Genomic DNA, 20,435 nt, shown 5'->3' on the forward strand with positions numbered 1-20,435 from the left:
CTACACCCGGTACAGAACCGCTTCGATGGTTTTAGGACCGGGTGTTTTCTTCGGGCTTATAGCCGCAGCGTGGCTGTTAGGCGTTTGGGGTGTAAAAGCAACTCCAGGCCGTCGTTGATATCCTTTACCACCACATTGGCATGTTGCAGCGTACTTACAGCGGCTCCCTCGGGGCCTAGTATGACTATACCCAGGGCGGCCGTGGCCAGCATAAGCCTGTCGTTTGCACCATTACCCACAGCTGCTACGTTTTCCGCCCCTAGTTTTTCCACGTAGGCCTTTTTTTCCTCCGAGCCCACCGCTTGGTTAAGAATGTGCAGCGTACTATTGATAATCCGGCATTCACCGGCACATTTGCCGAAGGTATCTGCGGTTAATATGTGTACTTCAATACTTTCACTCAACAAATTAAGCCTTTCAGCAACGCCGGGCAGCAGTATACCGTCCTTGGCCAGGGTGCCGTTGTAATCCAGCACAATGTGTTTTAGTTGTAGCGGTTCTCTGCCGGGTATATCAATTTGTATCATAAATACCACCCTTTACGAAAACAATATTCTTGGTTCATATTAGCACTGGCACGTGGTGAAAACAATGGGCAAGGGTGTGCACTTTCGCACTTCACGTTATGAGGACAAAATGGAGAAAATTTTACTTGACAGGGGGAAAGTGCATGGATAGTGATATACATCAAGAGGCTATTAGTGAATGGACTAAGCGTGATGAACTATATAAGGAACTTTCGATAGGTTATCACGGGGTACCGGAAATCAGACATGCTGAAAAAGTTCATTATTTGGGTGAATTCAGGGAAAGGGTTATCCGTTTGCTTACCAAAGCACAGGTTGCCGAGCCCGCCGTATATCCGGAAATAGTGGAATCTTTAAAAGACCGGCGGGCCACCAAAGTAGTCGCCAGCGGCGATATCAATGACCACGCGGTGGAAAAATACCGGCTTTTGGCCGGCAAAATGGGCAAAGCTTTTACAGTAGTCCACGACCCGGCACTGCAGGGGAATGCCGGGTTGGTGGTGGTGAGTAATGATGCTGTGGATATCGAAGATATAGAAGTGCCCGACAGGAAGACAAGGCTTGCCGGGCTGGGGATACCGTTCTCCTTGGCAAATGCCGCCGGTAAAAAGGTATGCGACAAGTGCTACAAAAAAATCACCGGTGCAAGCCCGGAGGAGGCAGTTAACTACAGTGTACTCACCTTGACAGACCGCTTCTGGGGCGACCATTGCGCTGCCTGTGCTAAAAACCATTAGTGAAGCACGGGGGCGGTTCTCCTGCTTCCAACAGGAAGCGGGAGAACCGCCCCCGTGCTCCCTGCTGCTTTCCCATAGTTTTTTATCCTACAGCGCTGTCATTTTGGGCTGCCAAAGCTGCGCCCAGCGCCCCCACCAGTTGGGGGTCGGGAGGAATTAGCACCTCTGTACCCAGTTTCTCCTCCAGCAGAGTTATAATACAGCCGTTGTTGGCCACCCCGCCGGTGAACACCAGCGGGGGATTAAAGCCAATCCTGCGCAGCATGCCCGCTGTTCTTTCCACCACCGAAGCGTGCAGTGCCCGGGCAATGTCCTCCCGGGGGATTCCCCGGTGCAGCAGTGATACCGCCTCGGATTCGGCAAACACGGTACACATGTTGCTGATTTTAATACCATTGTCACCCGCCAGTGCCGCTGCGTTAAAGTCCTCAATGCCCGGGTAGCCCAGAGCTGCCGCCATGACCTCCAAAAATTTTCCCGTACCGGCGGAACACCGGTCATTCATTTGAAAATCAATCACAGCGCCGTGCTCATTCAGCAGGATAACCTTGGTGTCCTGGCCGCCAATGTCCAGTATGGTACGCGCACTGGGAAAAATATGCACTGCTCCCATGGCGTGGGCTTTAATTTCCGTGACCACCCGGTGAGCAAATGCGGAGCGGGCGGCATGCCTGCCGTAGCCCGTGGCCACTATCCGGTTATATTTACCTGTAAGCAGATTTTTGGCTGTGTTCAGGGGTTCAAATCCGGTGTCCGCAATACTGGAGTAAGTTACCTGGCCGCCGGATACCACCACAAAACCTATGGTTCGGGATCCGATATCTATTCCAGCGTACAATACCAACTACCGCCTTTCAGTTATCCAAGCATCTCGATAAAAGCCTCCACCCGAGTTTTGAGCTGGCCGGAATCCTCCTGGTCATAGCCTGTCTCAATTTTTAACAGTGGTATGTTATGCTGCTTGAGGGTTTTTTCCACCCGGTTGGCCTCCACGGCATAGGGATCGCAGAAGGATAGTGCACAGTGGATAACCCCGTCGGCGTGGTAATCTTCAACCAGCTGAAGCAGTCTATCCATGCGTCCGGTGTTGGGGGTGAATACCGCGCAGTTGATGCCCAGGTACCTGGCGGCCAGGTTTTCCAACAAGCCATCCTTGGTCTGCCCATCCTCGGCCACTTCATTTTCAAAATAACGCAGGCCGGTGCACAACTCTTCCGCCACTATTACCGCGCCGCTGCTTTCAATGATGTGGGGCACCTTCCAGTTGGGGATGGCCATGGGCGTGCCGGTGACAATCACCCGGGGAGTCTTGCGGGGAAAAACCCCTTGGCCGGCTTTTATTTTTTCCTCCAGTTCGTCGCACAGAGCGTTGACCTTGGCAGTAAACCTGGCCACATCGTCATACATGGCTATTTGTTCAATGAGCAGGCTGTCTTTGCCGCTGATGGGTGCCGGGTCTTGTTTGCGCAGTTCGGCCAGGCGCTGCAGAGCCCGCCGTTTATTGTTGACTTCTTGGACAGCTTTGGCCAAATTATCCGCTGTTATTGTGTGGCCGGTGGCTTTCTCCACTACCCGGGCGAAATCCCGCACCTCCTCCAGCCATAGCCGACGGTCCCGGTTTTTCTTCATGTGTGGTGTTTCCATCACGTGGACCGGAATGTAGTCATTTAGTATTTCAAAGGCTTTCTTTTTACCGTCGCAGGTGGTTTCACCCACCACTATATCGCAGGATTCAAAATAGGGACAAACTTTACCCAGCTTAAAGCCCATGAATGATTTAATCAACGGGCAGATATTACGCGGCAGTACTTTTTCCGTTTCGGCCGTGCCTATTTCCACGCCGGAGCAAAGACCAATACAGATACCACCGGCCGCCCGTACAATTTCTTCGGGAACAAACACGCAAAAGGCACCGATAACTTTGCCGCCTGCCTTTTTGTGCTCTTGCAGTTCCTGGATCCTTAAACCGTGTATTTCATTAACCACAAAATCAAAGTATTCCATACCCTGCGGCCTGTTGGCCTGCGTCAGGTAAACATCGTGATAGGTGGGCGGCAACACTTGCAACAACTGGTCGTGGGCCTCCATGTTCAATCCCAGCGTGCGCCACATCTCTTGATAGTTGTTCATTTAATTAATCTCCCTTTCCAAGCAAATCTACTTGGAATATTATAAATAAGATATTTTTGTTGCTCAAATAAAATATTTTTATATAAATGTCGGAAGTTATAAATTACTCTTTTTATAGGAGCGGAGGGCGCCTTGTTGTTCTTGCGCCGGCCTGTTTTTCTTTATTATTGGTAAATACCGTGTGCATTTTATTTTAAAGCACCGAATAATAAAAAATTTTTGTGCTGAAAGATCTATCCATAAATAAATTAAATGCTGGGGATAAAGGGTTTTTATGCTCTTTGCCGAATTAGATTGACCGGGGAGAATGGATCTGGTGGTCCCCGCGGGCTGCAAACCCGTTGGCCTGCCTGCGATCCAGGCGGGAGTCCGGTTCGATTCCGACTTCTCCCCTCCAAATATGTTTAAGGGGGAGGTATTATTGAATAAGCAGCGGCTGTTGATTATTGCCGCCGGGGGAGTGCTGGGGTTGCTGGCGGTGATATTGGTCAAAATGGGTAACCCGGCCAACATGGGGTATTGTATCGCCTGCTTTTTGCGGGATACGACCGGCGGCCTGGGGTTGCACCGGGCTGCGCCGGTACAGTACATAAGACCCGAAATTATCGGCCTGGTGCTGGGCGCTTTTATTGCTTCCCAGGCTACCAGGGAGTTTAGAGCCGTTGGCGGTTCCAGTTCCTTTACACGTTTTACCCTGGGCTTTTTTGCCATGATGGGCATGCTGGTGTTTCTAGGCTGCCCCGTACGGGCTGTTTTGCGGCTGGCCGGGGGAGACCTAAACGCCGGAGTGGGTCTGGCCGGTCTGGTGGCCGGGGTAGCTGTGGGGGTATGGTTTCTTAAATCCGGATTCACCCTGGGCCGGGCTGTTCCCCAGCCGAAAAGCAATGGCTACCTTTTTTCGGCATTTATGGCGGTATTATTTATTCTTTTACTGGCTAAACCCGCATTTTTATTTTTTAGTGAGCAAGGGCCCGGTTCCATGCATGCGCCTGTTTGGATAGCGCTGGTGGCCGGCCTGGCTGTGGGGGCTCTGGCCCAGCGTTCCCGGTTGTGCATGGTGGGCGGTATCAGGGATTTTATTATTCTGCGGGATGGACATTTATTGTATGGCTTTATCACTATATTTGTGGTGGCCCTGGCCGGAAACCTGGCTGTAGGGGCATTTAATATCGGATTTACCGGCCAGCCGGTGGCCCATACCGATGGCCTGTGGAACTTTTTGGGCATGGCGTTGGCCGGTTGGGCGGCGGTGCTGTTGGGCGGTTGCCCGCTACGGCAATTGGTGGCCGCAGCCGAAGGAAACACCGATTGTGCCGTCACTATCATAGGGCTCATGGCCGGAGCGGCCGTATCCCATAACTTTGGTCTTGCCGCCAGCCCCGACGGGGTGCCCCTGGCCGGTCAAATAGCGGTAATTTTGGGCCTGCTGGTTGTATTCGCCATAGGAATGGTGAATCGACCGGCGGTGGTGACAGGAGGTGTTAGCTTTGGAAAGGGAAGTTGACGCCCGGGGATTGCTGTGCCCTGAACCCGTGCTGCTGACCAAACGGGTATTGGATAACATGAACACCGGTACTGTACGTGTGCTGGTCAGCAACGCCGCAGCCCGGGAAAATGTATCCCGCCTGGCCGAAAATAAAGGGTGGCGGGTTGATGTATCTAATCAAGGTGATGATATATTGTTGACCTTGACTAAGTAGTTTAAAGGAACACGGTGAGAAGTGCGGGGACGGTTCCCTTGCTATCTTCGGGAAGCAAGGGAACCGTCCCCGCGCTCACGCCTTTGTCCCGGCGTGCTTCTTTATTTTAATTCCCGGGCGGCGGCCAAAATTTGCCGGGCGCGGTTAGCTATGGGGTATTCCACCATTTTGCCGTCCAGCTGGATAACGCCGGTACCTTTGGCCTCGGCTTCATCAAAGGCGGCCACGATTTTTTCCGCGGCAGCAACTTCCTCCGGGGTGGGGCTGAATATTTCCTTAACCGGTTCAATTTGGGCTGGGTGAATAACCATTTTTCCTTGAAAACCCAATTTTCTGGCCCGGTGGGCATCTTTGCGCAGAGCGTCAATGTTTTTTATAAAGGGGCAGACAGTATCCAGCGGCGGTTCTATGCCGGCCATCCGGGAGGCGGCGATAAGTTTGGCCCGGGCGTAAAAAAGCTCGCTGCCATCTTCGGAGTAAGTGGTCCAGGTATCCGCTGTGTAGTCGTTGCCGCCGAAGGCCAGTCTTTTCACCCTGGGGCAGGCGGCGGCCACTTCGCCCGCGTTTTCGATACCCCGGGCGCTTTCAATAAAGGGCACCAGTTCCAGCGTGCCCCGGGGTATATTCCGTTCCTCTTCCAGCAGCCCCATGAGCCAGTCAGCCCGGCGCACCTCTTCCGCCGTTTCCGCCTTGGCCAGCATGATACCGGCCAGCCTCTGCTGTACCACGGCCTGAAGATCGGCTAAAATATAGGGCGATGATACTGCATTAACCCGCACGTAGGTAACGGGCAATGCCGAAGAATTAATGGTCTCGCTGACTACCCGCCGGGCGGTGTGCTTTTCACTTATGGCCACTGCGTCCTCTAAATCCATAATGACGGCGTCGGCGTTTAGGGCGAAAGCCTTGTTTATTTTTTTGCGATCGGTGCCGGGTACGAATAACAAGCATCTTAATAAACCCATCTCGTTTTTCCGTCCTTTCTTGTAATATTTGAAATTTTATATTATTTTCGCCGCGTGTTCGGTTATTCCTGTGGCGATCATGGCCATGGTGCCAATATTACCGGCCGTGTCTGTATAAATAACTGGTAATAATGAAGACTGCCTGTTTTTGAAAAGTTTAACTTTATAAGAGGATTTTTACCGGCAAAGGTAGAATTTCCCCGGTGAAATTATACTATTTGGCGGTGGTGACCATGTTTCAGTTGGAAAAAAGGCACCAGTGGGTTCTGCTGATTCTGGCTGCGGTGATACTGTTCGGCGCCGGTCATAAATATGCCCGCATGCAAACAGCCGGGCCGCTGGTGACTGACAACCTGGTGCCCGGTGCGGTGGAAAATGGTGACCCCGGCAATGGCTCCACGGCCCGGTCCAGTGAAACAAAGGAAATACAGCATGTTATAGTCCATGTGGCCGGGGCGGTGCAGAAACCCGGTGTATATCGCCTGCCCACCGGGTCACGGGTGGTGGATGCTGTTAATATGGCGGGTCCCACGGAAAATTCAGCCCTTGATTATATGAACCTGGCGGCGACGCTTGAGGATGGTAAGCAAATCACCGTTTACAGTGTGGAGCAAATAAGCCGGCAGCAGTTGCCGGGCGCGGTGCAAGGCGCATTGACTGCCGAAGGAGTTGTCTCTCCGGGTGGCAATGGTGCCGGGAGTATCAACATAAATACTGCCTCCATGGCCCAGCTGGAGGAATTGCCCGGTATTGGCCCTTCCCTGGCCCAGAGGATTATTGATTACCGCACCCAGCATGGCCCTTTTTTAACCATTGAGGATATCCAGAACGTTTCCGGCATTGGTGAAAAACGTTTCGAACAAATGAAAAACTTGATTTGTGTCAATTAGACGTTGTTGTGGCTTAAATTACATATTAGAGCCCCTGGCTCCGGTCAACCCTGTGTTGGTAGGAGTTGGGGGCTTCTTTGTTATGTGGCGGGATTGTGCTCATTATGTCATATTGCGGACATATTTTTTGTCATTATAAAGACATGTTGAGTGTCGCTACCCTGACATGAAAAGTGTCGGATATCTGTTAAGTTAATTATAATAAAAGTTTATTTAAACGATAATCGAGAGTAATAAACAGAAGGGGGCGGTATTTATGTTGTTAAACGTTGAGGAGCTTGCTAAAAAGGATCTGACCTATGCTGAAATGGCCGATGCGCTGGAGTATTTGTATAAACTTGATTACCATCCGGTAGCTGTAAAATTTTTTTGGGATGAAGAGGAATATAACAATTTTAAGGCTGAAAAGCTGCCCGGGCCCAAAATGACCGTTTGCCAAATCGCTCTGGCTTCCCGGATGAACAACTATATAGTGAAAGCCAACGGAGACAACTTAATGTGTGGTAACGCCAAAACCTGCCTGGGTTTACGCGCTCCTAGTGATGAGGAAGTTGACGGTCATGTAAAATATACTGCGGACTGGGATCATGCTAAAGATTGCCTGCTGGCCAAACCAATGCTTCCTGTAGGCAAGTTGAAGGGGTTTATGACCGCTCCCCTGGGCAAAACACCAGTGGACCCGGATGTTGTTTTTATGGTGACCAATGTATTGCAAGCCTATCACATTATGAACGACTATATCGGTGCCAAAAAAGTACCCACCTTGCAATTCAACCATACCGTTAATTCGGCGGTGTGTGGTGGTATGGTTTATTGTTACAATGAGCAAAAACCCAATATGAACACCATGTGTGCCGGTAGTTACACTTCCGGTAAAACTGAAAGGGGCGAAGTGAACCTTTTTATACCCGGCGGTGATATTGGATTGTTGGCCCGTCAATTATTGCGCCGCACTGCCAAATACGGCGGTCCCTCGATGGTGGGCTCCCCCGGCCAGGAATGGCCCGGCATTGATGTTTGCAAGAAATGCCCGATGATCCGGTTTAAAGACGCCGAGTAAAACTTAACTACCACCTGTCAGGAACAACGCTGTTGTTCCTATTTTTTTTGTAATTATGGTTGGTTGACAGTGTACTGGGATACGGGTTCTGTTAGATTTGATGCAATTGCGTGATATTTTTACCTCCGGCAGGGTTGTTTTTACCTGAAACAATGCTATTATTTTAGTCATACTGGAAAGTTTGTCCACAAATTCAAGCTGTCTTAATCTTAACGCGGGTTTAAAAGCGGGGGGAGTTATGAAGGGAAAGCTGCCGCCATGAACCGGCCCCTACTGGTGATAACCATATGTTTTATAACAGGTATCGTGCTTAATGCAGCATGGGGATTTGTGCCCGGAGTGCTTTTGCTACTGGCGCTGGTATGTATGGTGGTTGTGCTGGCCGGTTGTATTTTTAACCGCTGGGATAATCGCTGGTTTATTATTCTATTATTCATTGTATTGGGCTGGTTTGTGGCCGGCTTGGATAGTATACAGCGTCCCGACGGGCCCGAGCGTTTTGCTGGCCACTTTGTGAGCGTTGATGGTATGGTGGCCCGTGAGCCCGATGTGCGTAAAAATTATACCGCCTATATTGTAGCAGCCGAGGCGGTTTGGCTTGGCGATAAGCGGGTGGACGCCGGGGGATTGGTGCTGGTTAGAATATATGGTGGTGGTAGCAGTTGCAATTATGGCGACTACCTGCGGGTGAAGGGGTTTTTATACCGGCCCGGGGAACCCGGTAACTTCGGGGCCTTTAATTACCGGAACTACCTGGCGCGGCGGGGTATTTATTGTTTAATGAACGTAGATAAACCGGACAGTGTCCAGATACTTGGAACCGGGGGGAATCCCTTGGTCCGCCTGGCTTTACAGGGTAAACAAAGGCTGACCGGGGTGGCGAGTCTTACCCTGAACGAAGGGCAGGCGGCGGTGCTGGCCGGGATGTTATTTGGCAATACCGGGGGCATTGACCAGTCCGTTAAGGATGTTTTTAGCCAAACCGGTGTTGCCCACGTGCTCAGTGTGAGTGGTTTGCATGTGGGCTTTGTACTGGCCGGGGTACTGTTGCTGGCCACAGCACTGGGGTTGCCGCGCCGGGTCGTGCCCGCCCTGGCCCTGGGGGTGCTGGTCTTTTACGCTGTAATGACCGGTATGGGTCCGGCGGTGCAGCGGGCCGGCATTATGGGCCTACTGGTGCTCATGGCGGTATACCTGGGCCGGGAAAGGGACTGGCCCAGCACCCTGGCCCTGGCGGCACTGGTTATCCTGTTGTTCGATCCTTCTGCCCTGTATGAAATAGGCTTTCAATTGTCCTTCACCGCCACCTGGGGCATATTATACCTCATGCCAAAAATCAGTGCGTTCTTGGTTAAAGGTTGGGGGTGGCCCCGCTGGCTGGCTCTACCCCTTGGGGTGACCATTGCTGCTCAATTGGCTACCCTGCCCTTATTAATATATTATTTCAATCTGGTGACCCCGGTGGCCCCGCTGGCCAATTTGCTGCTGGTGCCACTGGTGGGGCTGATTATGCTGCTGGGTTTTCTGGGTTCGGCCTGCGGCATTGTTTTCTTGCCTGCCGCTGCCATCATAAATGCGGGCACAGGGGTACTGATAGACTTTTTTACCGGTTTGGCGCGCCTAATCAGCTTGCTACCGGGCGGTTATTCCCATGTGGCTACACCCCCATGGTATGCGGTGGCGTTCTGGTATGCCGGCCTGGTGGGAATAACGGAATTGATTGGTGGTCGCCTGGTAATGCCGCCAAATTTGCCTGCGCCCTTGTGTTGGCTTGGTACACATAACCGCCGGATAAGGATGGCCTCGGTTGGGCTGGCAGTTTTTTTGCTGCTGGTTATTTTCTGGCCCTGGGGAGGCGTTGGCGGGCGGCTGCAGGTGCATTTCATTGATGTGGGCCAGGGCGACAGTATACTGGTACGCTTTCCCGGCGGCCGCACCATGCTGGTGGACGCCGGCGGGCGGATGGGAGATCCGGAAGACAGCCGTGGGGTGGGGGAGACCATTGTGGTGCCCTACCTGCACCGCCTGGGTATGGACAAGTTGGACGTGCTGGCGGTCACCCATCCCCATGGTGATCACGCGGGGGGAGTGCCGCCCGTGGCCGAAAAGTTGAGCGTCGGGGCTTTGGTGCTGTCCGGTGCGCCTGGTTACGAGGCATTGCTGAAAATTGTGTCCCCCTTGAATATTCCGGTTTACCGGGTGGGGGCCGGGCATGCTTTGCATATTGACAAGGATGTGGAAGTGACCGTGCTGGCCCCGGCCAGGGAGTTGAGCGCTGCTTCAGAGGAAGAATTAAATGATGCTTCCCTGGTACTGCGCCTGGAATACGGACAGGTGTCTTTTTTATTAACCGGGGATATAGAGGAGGAAGCCCAGCGGGATTTATTGGGCAGCGGGGCGAGACTGCAGGCCGATGTGCTGAAAGTCCCACATCACGGCAGTCGTTTTTTTGAGCCGGAATTTTTCGAAGCGGTGGCACCCGGGTATGCCGTCATCCAGGTGGGTAAAAATAATCGCTTCGGTCACCCTGCTCCGGAAACACTGGAAGCATTAAACAGCACCGGTGCCGTTATTTTTCGCAATGACCGGGACGGAGCTGTGCTGTTCACTACCGACGGGTGGGATATTGAGGTGCAAACGGCAAGATGACACAGGCAGCGGGTTGTTTTGATATATCAACTCGCTGCCTGTTTGTAAACGGTGGTATCTTACCGGCCTGACTTTGAACCAATTTTACCACCAAGCGCTTGTTATAAACCACGATTCACATGGTGGGCTAATTGCTTAAACTGTGGATGGGGGCGGGTATGCGGCCGCCCCGCCGGACGAAATCGGCGGCGGAAAAACGATGCACCGGCATCACCGGTGCCCGGCCCAACAGGCCGCCGAACTCCACGTGATCACCCACCTGTTTATTGGGCGCGGGGATAATGCGCACAGCGGTGGTTTTCTGGTTGATCATGCCGATGGCCATTTCATCGGCAATAATGGCCGATATGGTTTCCGCAGGCGTATCTCCGGGCACGGCAATCATGTCCAGTCCCACCGAGCAAACACATGTCATGGCCTCCAGTTTATCCAGTTGCAGTGCCCCCTCCTCCACCGCCCGGATCATGCCGGCGTCCTCACTGACCGGTATGAATGCGCCCGATAGCCCGCCCACGTATGACGAGGCCATGGCCCCGCCCTTTTTCACGGCGTCGTTTAAGAGAGCCAGAGCCGCCGTGGTGCCATGGGTGCCGCAGCGTTCCAGGCCCATGGCCTCCAATATTTCAGCCACGCTGTCACCCACCGCCGGAGTGGGGGCCAGGGAGATGTCCACAATACCAAAGGGCACGTTCAGCCGCGCGGCAGCGGAGCGTCCCACCAGTTCACCCATACGGGTTATTTTAAAAGCAGATTTTTTAACGGTTTCGGCCAGGGTGCCGAAATCACTGCCCTTAACCCGTTCTACAGCCCGCTTTACCACCCCCGGGCCACTTACCCCAACGTTAATCACTGATTCGGGTTCTCCCACGCCGTGAAAAGCACCGGCCATAAAGGGGTTATCTTCGGGGACGTTGGCAAAAACCACCAGCTTGGCGCAGCCCAACCCGTCCCGGTCGGCAGTGCGCGAAGCTACCTCTTTAATCACCCGTCCCATCAGAGCTACGGCGTCCATATTAATGCCCGCTTTGGTGGTGGCCACGTTCACCGATGCACATACCCGCTCGGTGGTGTCCAGGGCGGCAGGAATGGAATCCAGCAGTTTTCTATCGCCACCGGTGATCCCTTTGTGTACCAGCGCCGAAAAGCCGCCGATGAAGTTTACTCCCACCTCGGCTGCTGCCCGGTCCAGGGTTTCGGCGAAGATCAAATAATCATCGGTATGGCTGCCTTCGGCCACCAGGGCGATGGGGGTGACCGATATGCGTTTATTTACTATGGGTATGCCGTATTCCCGGGCTATGGCCTCGCCCACCGGCACCAGGTTACCGGCCAGCCGGGTGATTTTATCATAAATTTTACGGCAGGCGGCCCGGGGGTCGTTATCGGCACAGTCCCGCAGGCTGATACCCATGGTGATGGTGCGGATGTCCAGGTGTTCCTCCTGGACCATGGTAATTGTTTCCATGATTTCCTGTATGGTAAGCAAACTAAGACCCCCTTATTAAAGCCTGTGCATAAATTTAAAAGCATCCTCATGCTGGGCGTCGATACGAACACCCAATTCGGTTCCTTTATCAGCCAAATTATTCTTTAGCTCGGACAGGTCAATGGTGCTGTTTTCACTGTCTACAATTAACATCATTACTAAAAATTCCTGCATGATGGTCTGGCTGATATCCAGTATGTTAAAGTTATATTTAGCCAGAATACCGGTGACCCCGGCAATGATACCTACCCGGTCGGGACCGATAACGGTGATGATAATCCGCTTGCCCTGTTTTTCATCTTTTTCCAGTAAACTCATCAACATCTCCCCCGTATTTAAGTTTTATTGCCTTATCCTGGTTCAGTTGCTGGCCCGGTGTTCCCCGTTATCACAAATTGCCACTGCCCGAACCGGCGCGCCATCTGCATCTGCAATCTTCAACGGAAAGCAGCACAGGGTAAAGATCTTACCGGCCAAACCGGCCAGGTTGGCTAAGTTTTCAATTATGATCATGTTTTTTTGCAGGAAAATTTTATGTATGATAAAATTCGTGGTTCCCGCCCGGTCTATGGAAATGGCATCCGTGCCCACACCTTTGATACCAAGCCCCGCCAGGTAGTTGGCCGCTTGGGGGGAGGGTACCGGAAAACCCGTGTAAAATGCGGGTGTACCCCACTTATGATACCACCCGGTGTAAAAAATAACAAAATCTATGTTTACACGGGGGGGGAGGCTGATTAACTCCCTTGTTATTTCCGGTCCCGGAAGTCGAGATACATCCAGAACGGTGGCTCTGCCGTAAAAATGTGCCGCCGGCAGGCTGTCCAGGGTGGCGCCGTCTTCCAGTATGTGGGCCGGGGCGTCAATATGGGTGCCGGTGTGAGAATACATGAACAATGTCTTTTCCCTGAAACCGTCTTTGGCAATACTGCAGGCCCCGGTTATCCGGGGTGGTTCGGTGCCCGGGTATACGGGCATGCCCGGCGCGATGGTATGGGTCAAATCAATAAACTGCATTTGCACACCGTCCTAGCGTTATATTAGAAATCAGGGTCATAATATAAAATATCGTTTCATATTACCGAGACTTTTCGAAAAGTTCGCCCGGGGGAGCCACTTATAATCTTTCGCGCTGGCCGGCTTTTGCGGTGCTCCCGCGGTGCCAGGTGTTGAAAGATTAAATTTTTCAACACCTGGCACTAAAGCCTACTTTTCAAACAAGTTCTTACTTACAGGTTGCAAAGTTATAAAATTGTGAGTCAGGCAGTGGTAATTAAAAATCCTTGAAGTTGTAGGAGCAACTTCAAGGATTTAGCATACCCCATTGTGGCACAGGTGAAACCCCAACAAACGAGGTGCTCCTGTGACTTAAAGATATATCTTAACTAATAAATAGTATAATGTGCCAATGGGATTGTCAAGTTGGCGGGAATAGTTTATTTTGGACCACCGGTGTGAAAATTTTTCATAAACCGCTGGAAAAATGTTATAGTATTTTTTAGATTTAATTCGTTTTCCGTACAAACTAATTTTATTATAAACAATGGGTTGCCGGGGAAAGGCTTTATGTGGGGGGTTTTTACAATGAAAACAGTGTATTTTGATTGTTTTTCCGGTGTTAGCGGTGATATGTGCCTGGGGGCACTGGTGGGCGCCGGGGTAAATTTTGACCGGCTGTGCCAGGGATTGGCGGGGCTTGCGCTGGATGGTTATGAGCTGCGCCGGGAACAGGTGCACCGGGCAGGTATTGCAGCCGAGAATATACTGGTGGAGACCTCCACCCGGGGACAGCATTTACGTTACCTGCCCGATATTGAACAAATTATTGCTGCCAGTGAACTGCCGGAAAATGTAAAGAATAAAAGCAAACAGGTATTTCAAACCCTGGCCCGGGCCGAGGCCAGGGTGCACGGAACCACCCCTGAGAAAATTCACTTTCACGAGGTGGGTGCGGTGGATGCCATTGTCGATGTGGTGGGGACGGTGCTGGGACTGCACCTGTTGGAGGTCGAGGCAGTATTTGTATCACCGCTGCCCCTGGGATCCGGCTTTATACACTGCCAGCACGGTATCATACCGGCACCCGCCCCGGCCACGCTGGAAATTTTAACGGGGGCCCGTGTGCCGGTATATGATGCCGGTGTGCGTATGGAAACAGTGACCCCCACCGGGGCCGCGCTGGTGGCCACGCTGTCCGAGGGGCGGGTGGGGCTGCCTGCCATGACCATTGACCGGGTTGGTTACGGGGCCGGTAAAAATGAGTATGACCGGCCCAACTTGCTTAGAGTAATAGTTGGTGATGCTGTGGCATCCTGCACCGCTAATAATAAGCAGCTTGGTGATAAAAGTTGTCATCACAAAACCGGTGGAGCGCATAGCCATACGTAAGTGAAAAATAAATCACAAAGTCATAGAGGCCTGATATTGGGAGCAACGGTCTGTTTCAGGGAGCCCATTGAGCTATACGGCCGTTATTGAGGTTGCCCGGTCAATAAATATACTATATAATTATTTTGAATATACTACTTTACGGAATAATTAGATATAAGTACTCTCCACGGGTTAGGCAAACCTGGTTAAAGCCAGGGACGCTAAAGCTATGGGTCTAAGGGTATCACTAACATACCTATGATTGCCAGGCTGTAACGGTTTCGACTGCTGGGGGGGGTGGTCAGTTTATTTTTATTTGACCACCTCCCCTGTTTTTTTTACTTTTATGCATTGAGGGAGGTGACCGGTATGAAAGGATTTTGATAGTGTTCCAATAGTACCCCTGTACCCAACCGGTGCGTTGTATTGTTGTTATATTAATTGGTCACTACTAGCACTATACCGTCATAGAGGGAGATGATTATGCAAGCAGATAACCAGGTTATATTTGCAACAGCGGTTTTCCTGATCACATATGCCTTTATCGTATCGGAAAAGATTCACCGGGCTGTAGCTGCCTTTTGCGGCGCGGCGCTGGTTATTCTAGCGGGTATTGTCAGCGAAGAGGCCGCTGTCCATTATGTAGACTTTAATACCATCGGCCTTTTGATAGGTATGATGATTATTGTCGGCATCACCAGGCAAACCGGGGTATTTGAATTCCTGGCCATCAAGGCCGCCAGGGGAGCCAAAGGTGAACCGGTACGGATTATGGCCTCCCTGGCTCTGATTACCGCTGTGCTATCCGCTTTACTGGACAACGTGACCACCGTACTGCTCATTGTGCCGGTGACCTTTGCTATAGCCCGGCAACTGCAAGTTAACGTGATACCTTACCTGATTGTGGAAATCATGGCTTCCAATATCGGTGGTACCGCCACTCTAATCGGTGATCCTCCCAATATAATGATCGGCAGCGCCACCCATCTTGGTTTTATGGACTTTATAATTAATTTAACTCCTGTGGTGGTGGTAATCTATGTTGTAACCATATTTTTACTAAAATTGATATACAGTAAACAATTGGCAACGAGGCCGGAGTTAATGAATAATATCATGGCTATGGACGAAAACGCCGAGATCAAGGACCATGTCCTGCTCAAGAAATGTTTAACTGTACTGGGTATAACGATCACTGGTTTTGTACTGCACCAGTTCGTGCATTTGGAGAGTTCGGTAATTGCATTGACCGGTGCGGCTTTGCTGCTTTTGGTGACCCGTATGGACCCCGAACATGCCTTCCAGGCTGTTGAATGGCCAGTTATATTCTTCTTTATCGGGCTGTTTGTCGTGGTGGGTGCATTGGAAGAAGTGGGGGTTATTGAAGCCATTGCCAGTTTTGCCCTGGAAGTGACAGGTGGGGAATTGTTGCCCGCCGGTTTATTAATTTTGTGGCTGTCGGCCATTGCCTCGGCCTTTGTGGATAACATCCCCTTTGTGGCCACTATGATTCCATTAATCCAGGATATGGGTCGTCTGGGCGGTATCAGCGATTTGAATTTCCTGTGGTGGTCTTTGTCGCTGGGGGCTTGCCTGGGGGGTAATGGTACCATTATCGGTGCCTCGGCCAATGTGGTGGTCATAGGCATGGCGGAAAAAAGAGGCGTGCCCATTACTTTTATGGCATTTTTCAAGGTGGCCTTTCCGCTGATGCTAATGTCCATTGTTATTGCCATGTTGTATTTAATGGCCTGGTATGTGCTGCATAGCACCGTGGCTATGCTGGCCACCCTTGCGGTAGGCATTTTGTTAGCCCTGGTGCTGGGCCGGTCAGGTAAAGGCAAAGAACCGGCGGTGCATAAGACCGGTAATTAACAAGAGCGGGGCAAGTATAAAAAGCCATTCGATATATGTCGAATTAGTGGACGGAGCTTGTGATTTTTAGTATAATGTAACAAGCAGGGTTTGTGGGAGATGTTTTTCCTGCACAAACCCTGTTTTATCGAAATATACTATGATTTGTTGCTGCCGGGCAAGTTTGGTTCAATGTGAGGTGAGAATGTTGCAGGTTGAGGTTCGGGTGTTCAGCGGCTTGGAGAAATTTTTGCCTGGTGTGGGGTTTGGTCAGCCTTTGCCGGTGGAATTGCCGGCAGGTGCAACAATCAGGGATTTATTGCACAAAATAGGTGTTCCCGAAGATCAGGTTTTTACTGTACTGGTGGATGGCAGGCATCAAACATTGGATTATACCACTACGAGTGGAGAAAGAATATCCCTTTTCCCGCCGGTGGGAGGTGGTTGATTTGGCTATGGAGGATACTAAATTTAGTTTGGGTTATAAATTTTGGCTGGAAAAAGGCGGCGGCATTCTAGGGGACGGTTTTTTTCAACTACTTGAGCATATCAAACAAACCGGCAGCATTGCCGGGGCCGCTGCAGTTATGGGCATGTCATATCGTACCGCCTGGGGTAAAATAAAGACGGCGGAACAAAAATGGGGCATACCCCTGGTCGTCACCAGGGTAGGCGGTGAAACGGGCGGAGGTGCCAAACTTACTCCGGAGGCCGTTCATTTGCTGGAAACCTTCCATAGTTTTAGACTGGAGGCCGACCGGGAGATGAACAAAATTTTTCAACGGTTCTTCGAAGTTTAATTTTTTTATATGCGTTATGTTAGTTTGAGCATATTGATTGAAAATTCGCTTAAATTTAAAAATTACTCGGAAAGGAACGGTATATCGGCTTGGAAATGGTCTGGGAAGGATTAGTTAAGGCTGTGCAGATGTTGCTGTCCGGTGACCCGGAGGTGCTGCGGATTACCTGGTTTACCTTACGGGTTTCCGGTACGGCTACTATAATCAGCTTATTAATCGGGGTGCCCCTGGGGCTGTTCCTGGCTTTCAAGGTTTTTCCCGGGCGCAACGTGGCGGTAAGCCTGGTAAATATGGGTATGGGACTTCCCCCGGTGGTGGTGGGCCTCTGGGTCAGCCTACTGCTCTGGCGTTCCGGTCCCCTGGGTTTTTTGGACCTTATCTACACCCCTTCGGCCATAATTATTGCCCAGGCGGTAATCGCTTCGCCCATTGTAACTGGTTTTAGTATGGCAGCCATCGGGCAGCTGAATCCTAAAATCAGGCTGCAAATATTGGCTCTGGGGGCTTCCCGCTGGCAGCTATACTGGCTACTGATCAAAGAAGCCCGCCTGGGCCTTTTAGCCGCGGTTATTGCCGGTTTTGGCGGAGTGGTTTCCGAGGTGGGGGCGGCCATGATGGTGGGGGGGAATATCCTGGGCCAAACCCGTACGTTGACCACCGCCACTGTAATGGAGGTCAACAAGGGTAATTTTGATATCGGCATTGCCTTAAGTGTTATCCTTTTACTGCTTGCCTATGTGGTTACTTTTACATTAACTCTGCTGCAGCAAAAAGGTCGCTATTAATTAGCGAATATTATATAAAATAAAAGAAGGTGTAACAATGCATGACAGGTACCAGCGGCAAATAAACTACCTGCGCATTTCGGTGACTGACCGGTGCAATTTGCGCTGCGTTTACTGTATGCCCGCCGAAGGAATTAAACATATACCGCACAGTGAAATACTGACCATGGAGGAAATTGTCACCGTTGTAAAGGCCGGTGTACTTGTGGGTATCAAAAAAGTACGTCTCACCGGCGGGGAGCCGCTGGTGAGGGGCGGTATTTTGGACCTGCTCCGAAATTTGCGTGATATACCTGAGATAGATGATATTGCCCTGACCACCAACGGAATTTTACTGGGCGAAATGGCTTCTGATTTAAAGGCGGCCGGGCTGAAAAGAGTTAACATAAGCCTGGACACATTAAAGCCCGCCAAGTTCCACCGCATTACCCGGTATGGAAATCTTAATTTGGTGCGCAGCGGTATAGCTGCCGCGTTACAAAACGAACTGGGGCCGGTTAAAATTAACACGGTGGCCATTCGGGGTTTTAATGATGATGAACTGGTGGATTTGGCCAGGCTTACTTTGGACAAGCCCCTGCATGTCCGGTTTATTGAATTGATGCCCATCGGTACTTCAGACGCCTGGTCCAAAGGGAGGTTTATTTCCAACCAGGAAGTCAGAGAATTAATTACCAGGACATTGGGTAATCTGGAGGAGGAGAAGAATATTTTGGGCAGCGGCCCGGCCCGTTACAGCCGCTTCCCCGGTGCGCCGGGGACCATTGGCTTTATTTCAGCGGTGAGCAATCATTTTTGTGCCGCCTGTAACCGGCTGCGCCTTACGGCCACCGGTCAACTGCGGCCTTGCTTGTTCAGCGGCCGGGAGATTGACCTGAAGCAGGCACTGCGGGCCGGTGCCGGAACCGGTGAACTGGCCGGTATTTTTAAAGAGGCTATTTATGCCAAGCCTGACTGTCATGACCTGGCGGTGGGGTGGCAAAAGGACGACCGCATTATGTCCCAAATCGGAGGTTAATAATATTATGAGCGATTATGGCTATAAGGGCTTAAATCATTTCGATGCCAGTGGTGCGGCCCGCATGGTGGACATCAGCGGTAAAGACGACACCGTGCGTGTGGCGGTGGCCCGGGGCGAGGTGCTCATGCAGCCCGCCACCTTGGAGTTGATCGGCCGGGGCGGGGTGGCCAAAGGTGATGTGCTGGGCGTGGCCCGGGTAGCCGGTATTATGGCCGCCAAGGAAACGGGGCGGTTTATTCCCATGGCCCATCCCATTACCTTAACCGGGGTCAACGTGGATTTCCGCCTGCAGCCTCCCGACCGGGTGCAAATCCAGGCCCGGGTGCGTACCACGGGCAAGACCGGGGTGGAAATGGAGGCCTTGACGGCGGTTACCGTGGCCGGTTTAACTATTTACGATATGTGCAAGGCCGTGGACCGGGAAATGGTGCTGGGCCGGGTCAGGCTAGTGTATAAAACTGGTGGTAAAAGTGGCACATTTGAAAGGGAGGGTGAGGAAGCGTGGGATATGTAGTGGCGGTTTGCACCAGCCCCAAAAAGGGAATGCGCAAAAAGAACGCCGGCAGCGGCAGGCTAGTGGCCGGGCACGGGCTGGAAGGGGACGCCCATGCCGGTCCCTGGCACCGGCAGGTTAGCCTGCTGGCCCTAGAAAGCGTGCAAAAAATGCGCGATGCCGGGCTGGATGTTAATCCCGGCGATTTTGCCGAAAACATTACCACCGTTGGAGTGAATTTGGTCACCCTGCCCATCGGTACAAAGATAGCCATTGGGAGAGAGGCGCTGGGCGAGGTTACCCAGATTGGCAAGGAATGCCACACCCGCTGTGCCATATACCACCAGGCCGGTGACTGTGTCATGCCCAAAGAGGGTATATTTATCAAAGTGTTAAAGGATGGTTTGGTAAAAGTGGGCGATGAGGTGCGGGTCATTGACGAATAAGCTTGAATTACCGATAATCTCCATTGTAGGCTGGCACAACACGGGTAAAACCACCTTTTTGGAAAAGCTGGTGGCCGAATTGCGGAGCCGGGGAATACGGGTGGGGGTAATTAAACACCACCGGGGTCCCTTTGAAATGGACCAGCCGGGTAAAGACACCTGGCGGTTGGCCCGGGCCGGGGCGGTCTGCACTGCCATAGCCGGGCCGGGCAAAATCGGTCTGGTGATGGAGACGGAAGGTGACCCCGCCCCCGGCGATATAGCTGCCTTGATGGGTAATGTGGATATGGTTTTTACCGAAGGATACAAAAGCGGGCCGTATCCCCAATTGGAGGTGCGCCGGGCCGGCTATGGCGAGGATCGACCGGCGGCCCGGGCCGGGCAACTGGTGGCCGTGGTGGGTAAACCTTATCCTGGTGAAGAAGATGTACCGTGTTTTGATGTAGGAGATATTACTGCAGTGGCGAATTTTATACTGGAAAAGTTCGGGCGTAAATAATAAAAATATTATGCCTTTTAATT

Annotated in this window: 22 protein-coding genes, 1 tRNA gene and 1 riboswitch; of the genes, 16 read left to right on the forward strand and 7 right to left on the reverse strand. The window is 51.7% G+C overall.

Annotation, left to right across the window (positions count from 1 at the left end):
• Positions 1-56 precede the first annotated feature (56 nt).
• Complete coding sequence (locus LX24_RS01965) at positions 57-527, reverse strand: HAD family hydrolase (RefSeq protein WP_166510471.1); 471 nt, start codon at positions 525-527, stop codon at positions 57-59.
• A 143-nt stretch (positions 528-670) separates the two neighbouring features.
• Between LX24_RS01965 and LX24_RS01970 the strand changes: the two genes are divergently transcribed.
• Positions 671-1,264, forward strand: a complete 594-nt coding sequence (locus tag LX24_RS01970; protein WP_243131575.1) for a YueI family protein — start codon at positions 671-673, stop codon at positions 1,262-1,264.
• A gap of 82 nt (positions 1,265-1,346) precedes the next feature.
• Here the strand turns inward: LX24_RS01970 and LX24_RS01975 are convergent, their stop codons facing one another.
• Both LX24_RS01975 and LX24_RS01980 read right to left on the reverse strand, forming a co-directional pair.
• Positions 1,347-2,102, reverse strand: a complete 756-nt coding sequence (locus LX24_RS01975) for an acyl-CoA dehydratase activase (RefSeq protein WP_166510472.1) — start codon at positions 2,100-2,102, stop codon at positions 1,347-1,349.
• A gap of 20 nt (positions 2,103-2,122) precedes the next feature.
• Positions 2,123-3,394, reverse strand: coding sequence for a double-cubane-cluster-containing anaerobic reductase (locus LX24_RS01980; RefSeq protein WP_166510473.1), 1,272 nt, complete (start codon positions 3,392-3,394; stop codon positions 2,123-2,125).
• 300 nt (positions 3,395-3,694) lie between these two features.
• Here LX24_RS01980 and LX24_RS01985 point away from each other — a divergent pair.
• The 3 genes from LX24_RS01985 (at position 3,695) to LX24_RS01995 (ending at position 5,094) form a co-directional block, all read left to right on the forward strand.
• Positions 3,695-3,791: transfer RNA gene (locus LX24_RS01985), tRNA-OTHER, on the forward strand.
• A gap of 24 nt (positions 3,792-3,815) precedes the next feature.
• Positions 3,816-4,898 carry a YedE family putative selenium transporter gene (gene yedE / locus LX24_RS01990; RefSeq protein WP_166510474.1) on the forward strand — a complete coding sequence of 361 codons (1,083 nt, stop codon included), beginning with the start codon at positions 3,816-3,818 and terminating at the stop codon, positions 4,896-4,898.
• The gene (locus LX24_RS01995; protein WP_341473552.1) at positions 4,873-5,094 is read left to right on the forward strand and encodes a sulfurtransferase TusA family protein; all 222 of its coding nucleotides are present in this window, start codon (positions 4,873-4,875) and stop codon (positions 5,092-5,094) included. The genes yedE and LX24_RS01995 overlap by 26 nt, the downstream gene beginning before the upstream one ends.
• Before the next feature lie 101 nt (positions 5,095-5,195).
• Here LX24_RS01995 and LX24_RS02000 read toward each other — a convergent pair whose 3' ends face one another.
• A complete protein-coding gene (locus LX24_RS02000) occupies positions 5,196-6,059 on the reverse strand; it encodes an HpcH/HpaI aldolase/citrate lyase family protein (RefSeq protein WP_166510476.1) in 864 nt (287 codons plus the stop codon).
• Positions 6,060-6,262: 203 nt separating this feature from the next.
• On the opposite strand from LX24_RS02000, the gene LX24_RS02005 reads away from it, so the two are divergent.
• From LX24_RS02005 to LX24_RS02015, 3 genes are all read left to right on the forward strand, one after another.
• Positions 6,263-6,949, forward strand: coding sequence for a ComEA family DNA-binding protein (locus tag LX24_RS02005; RefSeq protein ID WP_243131576.1), 687 nt, complete (start codon positions 6,263-6,265; stop codon positions 6,947-6,949).
• A 256-nt stretch (positions 6,950-7,205) separates the two neighbouring features.
• The gene (locus tag LX24_RS02010) at positions 7,206-8,009 is read left to right on the forward strand and encodes a DUF169 domain-containing protein (RefSeq protein ID WP_166510477.1); all 804 of its coding nucleotides are present in this window, start codon (positions 7,206-7,208) and stop codon (positions 8,007-8,009) included.
• A gap of 258 nt (positions 8,010-8,267) precedes the next feature.
• The gene (locus LX24_RS02015) at positions 8,268-10,658 is read left to right on the forward strand and encodes a DNA internalization-related competence protein ComEC/Rec2 (RefSeq protein ID WP_166510478.1); all 2,391 of its coding nucleotides are present in this window, start codon (positions 8,268-8,270) and stop codon (positions 10,656-10,658) included.
• Between the two features lie 127 nt (positions 10,659-10,785).
• Here the strand turns inward: LX24_RS02015 and LX24_RS02020 are convergent, their stop codons facing one another.
• From LX24_RS02020 to LX24_RS02030, 3 genes are read right to left on the reverse strand one after another with little or no spacing between them, the layout of a single operon-like run.
• Positions 10,786-12,144 carry a PFL family protein gene (locus tag LX24_RS02020; protein ID WP_166510479.1) on the reverse strand — a complete coding sequence of 453 codons (1,359 nt, stop codon included), beginning with the start codon at positions 12,142-12,144 and terminating at the stop codon, positions 10,786-10,788.
• A gap of 15 nt (positions 12,145-12,159) precedes the next feature.
• Positions 12,160-12,462, reverse strand: coding sequence for an ACT domain-containing protein (locus LX24_RS02025; RefSeq protein WP_166510480.1), 303 nt, complete (start codon positions 12,460-12,462; stop codon positions 12,160-12,162).
• A gap of 42 nt (positions 12,463-12,504) precedes the next feature.
• Complete coding sequence (locus LX24_RS02030; RefSeq protein WP_166510481.1) at positions 12,505-13,161, reverse strand: cyclase family protein; 657 nt, start codon at positions 13,159-13,161, stop codon at positions 12,505-12,507.
• A gap of 567 nt (positions 13,162-13,728) precedes the next feature.
• Between LX24_RS02030 and larC the strand changes: the two genes are divergently transcribed.
• The 9 genes from larC (at position 13,729) to mobB (ending at position 20,412) form a co-directional block, all read left to right on the forward strand.
• Entirely contained in the window at positions 13,729-14,532 is an 804-nt protein-coding gene (larC, locus tag LX24_RS02035; protein WP_166510482.1) for a nickel pincer cofactor biosynthesis protein LarC, read from the forward strand.
• A gap of 167 nt (positions 14,533-14,699) precedes the next feature.
• A riboswitch (cyclic di-GMP riboswitch) is annotated at positions 14,700-14,792 on the forward strand.
• A gap of 205 nt (positions 14,793-14,997) precedes the next feature.
• Entirely contained in the window at positions 14,998-16,389 is a 1,392-nt protein-coding gene (locus tag LX24_RS02040; RefSeq protein WP_166510483.1) for an ArsB/NhaD family transporter, read from the forward strand.
• 184 nt (positions 16,390-16,573) lie between these two features.
• Complete coding sequence (locus LX24_RS02045; RefSeq protein WP_243131577.1) at positions 16,574-16,816, forward strand: MoaD/ThiS family protein; 243 nt, start codon at positions 16,574-16,576, stop codon at positions 16,814-16,816.
• A 7-nt stretch (positions 16,817-16,823) separates the two neighbouring features.
• Positions 16,824-17,168, forward strand: a complete 345-nt coding sequence (locus tag LX24_RS02050; protein ID WP_166510697.1) for a winged helix-turn-helix domain-containing protein — start codon at positions 16,824-16,826, stop codon at positions 17,166-17,168.
• 89 nt (positions 17,169-17,257) lie between these two features.
• A complete protein-coding gene (locus LX24_RS02055) occupies positions 17,258-17,953 on the forward strand; it encodes an ABC transporter permease (protein WP_166510484.1) in 696 nt (231 codons plus the stop codon).
• 37 nt (positions 17,954-17,990) lie between these two features.
• Positions 17,991-18,971, forward strand: coding sequence for a GTP 3',8-cyclase MoaA (gene moaA, locus LX24_RS02060; protein WP_166510485.1), 981 nt, complete (start codon positions 17,991-17,993; stop codon positions 18,969-18,971).
• Positions 18,972-18,978: 7 nt separating this feature from the next.
• Positions 18,979-19,488: a cyclic pyranopterin monophosphate synthase MoaC gene (moaC, locus tag LX24_RS02065; RefSeq protein ID WP_166510486.1), complete on the forward strand. Its 510-nt coding sequence runs from the start codon at positions 18,979-18,981 to the stop codon at positions 19,486-19,488.
• Positions 19,476-19,913: an MOSC domain-containing protein gene (locus LX24_RS02070; protein ID WP_166510487.1), complete on the forward strand. Its 438-nt coding sequence runs from the start codon at positions 19,476-19,478 to the stop codon at positions 19,911-19,913. The genes moaC and LX24_RS02070 overlap by 13 nt, the downstream gene beginning before the upstream one ends.
• Entirely contained in the window at positions 19,903-20,412 is a 510-nt protein-coding gene (mobB, locus tag LX24_RS02075; RefSeq protein ID WP_166510488.1) for a molybdopterin-guanine dinucleotide biosynthesis protein B, read from the forward strand. Before LX24_RS02070 ends, mobB begins: the two co-directional genes overlap by 11 nt.
• The last annotated feature ends 23 nt before the right edge of the window (positions 20,413-20,435 follow it).

It is taken from the genome of Desulfallas thermosapovorans DSM 6562, assembly GCF_008124625.1.
GTDB lineage: Bacteria > Bacillota > Desulfotomaculia > Desulfotomaculales > Desulfallaceae > Sporotomaculum > Sporotomaculum thermosapovorans.

Excerpts from the sequence above, each read along its gene's own strand:
- LX24_RS02045 (WP_243131577.1), top strand. The coding sequence starts at position 16,574 with ATGTTGCAGGTTGAGGTTCGGGTGTTCAGCGGCTTGGAGAAATTTTTG.
- LX24_RS02040 (WP_166510483.1), top strand. The coding sequence starts at position 14,998 with ATGCAAGCAGATAACCAGGTTATATTTGCAACAGCGGTTTTCCTGATC.
- LX24_RS02010 (WP_166510477.1), top strand. The coding sequence starts at position 7,206 with ATGTTGTTAAACGTTGAGGAGCTTGCTAAAAAGGATCTGACCTATGCT.
- LX24_RS02050 (WP_166510697.1), top strand. The coding sequence starts at position 16,824 with ATGGAGGATACTAAATTTAGTTTGGGTTATAAATTTTGGCTGGAAAAA.
- LX24_RS01980 (WP_166510473.1), bottom strand. The coding sequence starts at position 3,394 with ATGAACAACTATCAAGAGATGTGGCGCACGCTGGGATTGAACATGGAG.
- moaA (WP_166510485.1), top strand. The coding sequence starts at position 17,991 with ATGCATGACAGGTACCAGCGGCAAATAAACTACCTGCGCATTTCGGTG.
- larC (WP_166510482.1), top strand. The coding sequence starts at position 13,729 with ATGAAAACAGTGTATTTTGATTGTTTTTCCGGTGTTAGCGGTGATATG.
- LX24_RS02025 (WP_166510480.1), bottom strand. The coding sequence starts at position 12,462 with ATGAGTTTACTGGAAAAAGATGAAAAACAGGGCAAGCGGATTATCATC.
- LX24_RS02030 (WP_166510481.1), bottom strand. The coding sequence starts at position 13,161 with ATGCAGTTTATTGATTTGACCCATACCATCGCGCCGGGCATGCCCGTA.
- LX24_RS02015 (WP_166510478.1), top strand. The coding sequence starts at position 8,268 with ATGAACCGGCCCCTACTGGTGATAACCATATGTTTTATAACAGGTATC.
- LX24_RS02000 (WP_166510476.1), bottom strand. The coding sequence starts at position 6,059 with ATGGGTTTATTAAGATGCTTGTTATTCGTACCCGGCACCGATCGCAAA.
- moaC (WP_166510486.1), top strand. The coding sequence starts at position 18,979 with ATGAGCGATTATGGCTATAAGGGCTTAAATCATTTCGATGCCAGTGGT.
- LX24_RS01965 (WP_166510471.1), bottom strand. The coding sequence starts at position 527 with ATGATACAAATTGATATACCCGGCAGAGAACCGCTACAACTAAAACAC.
- LX24_RS01970 (WP_243131575.1), top strand. The coding sequence starts at position 671 with ATGGATAGTGATATACATCAAGAGGCTATTAGTGAATGGACTAAGCGT.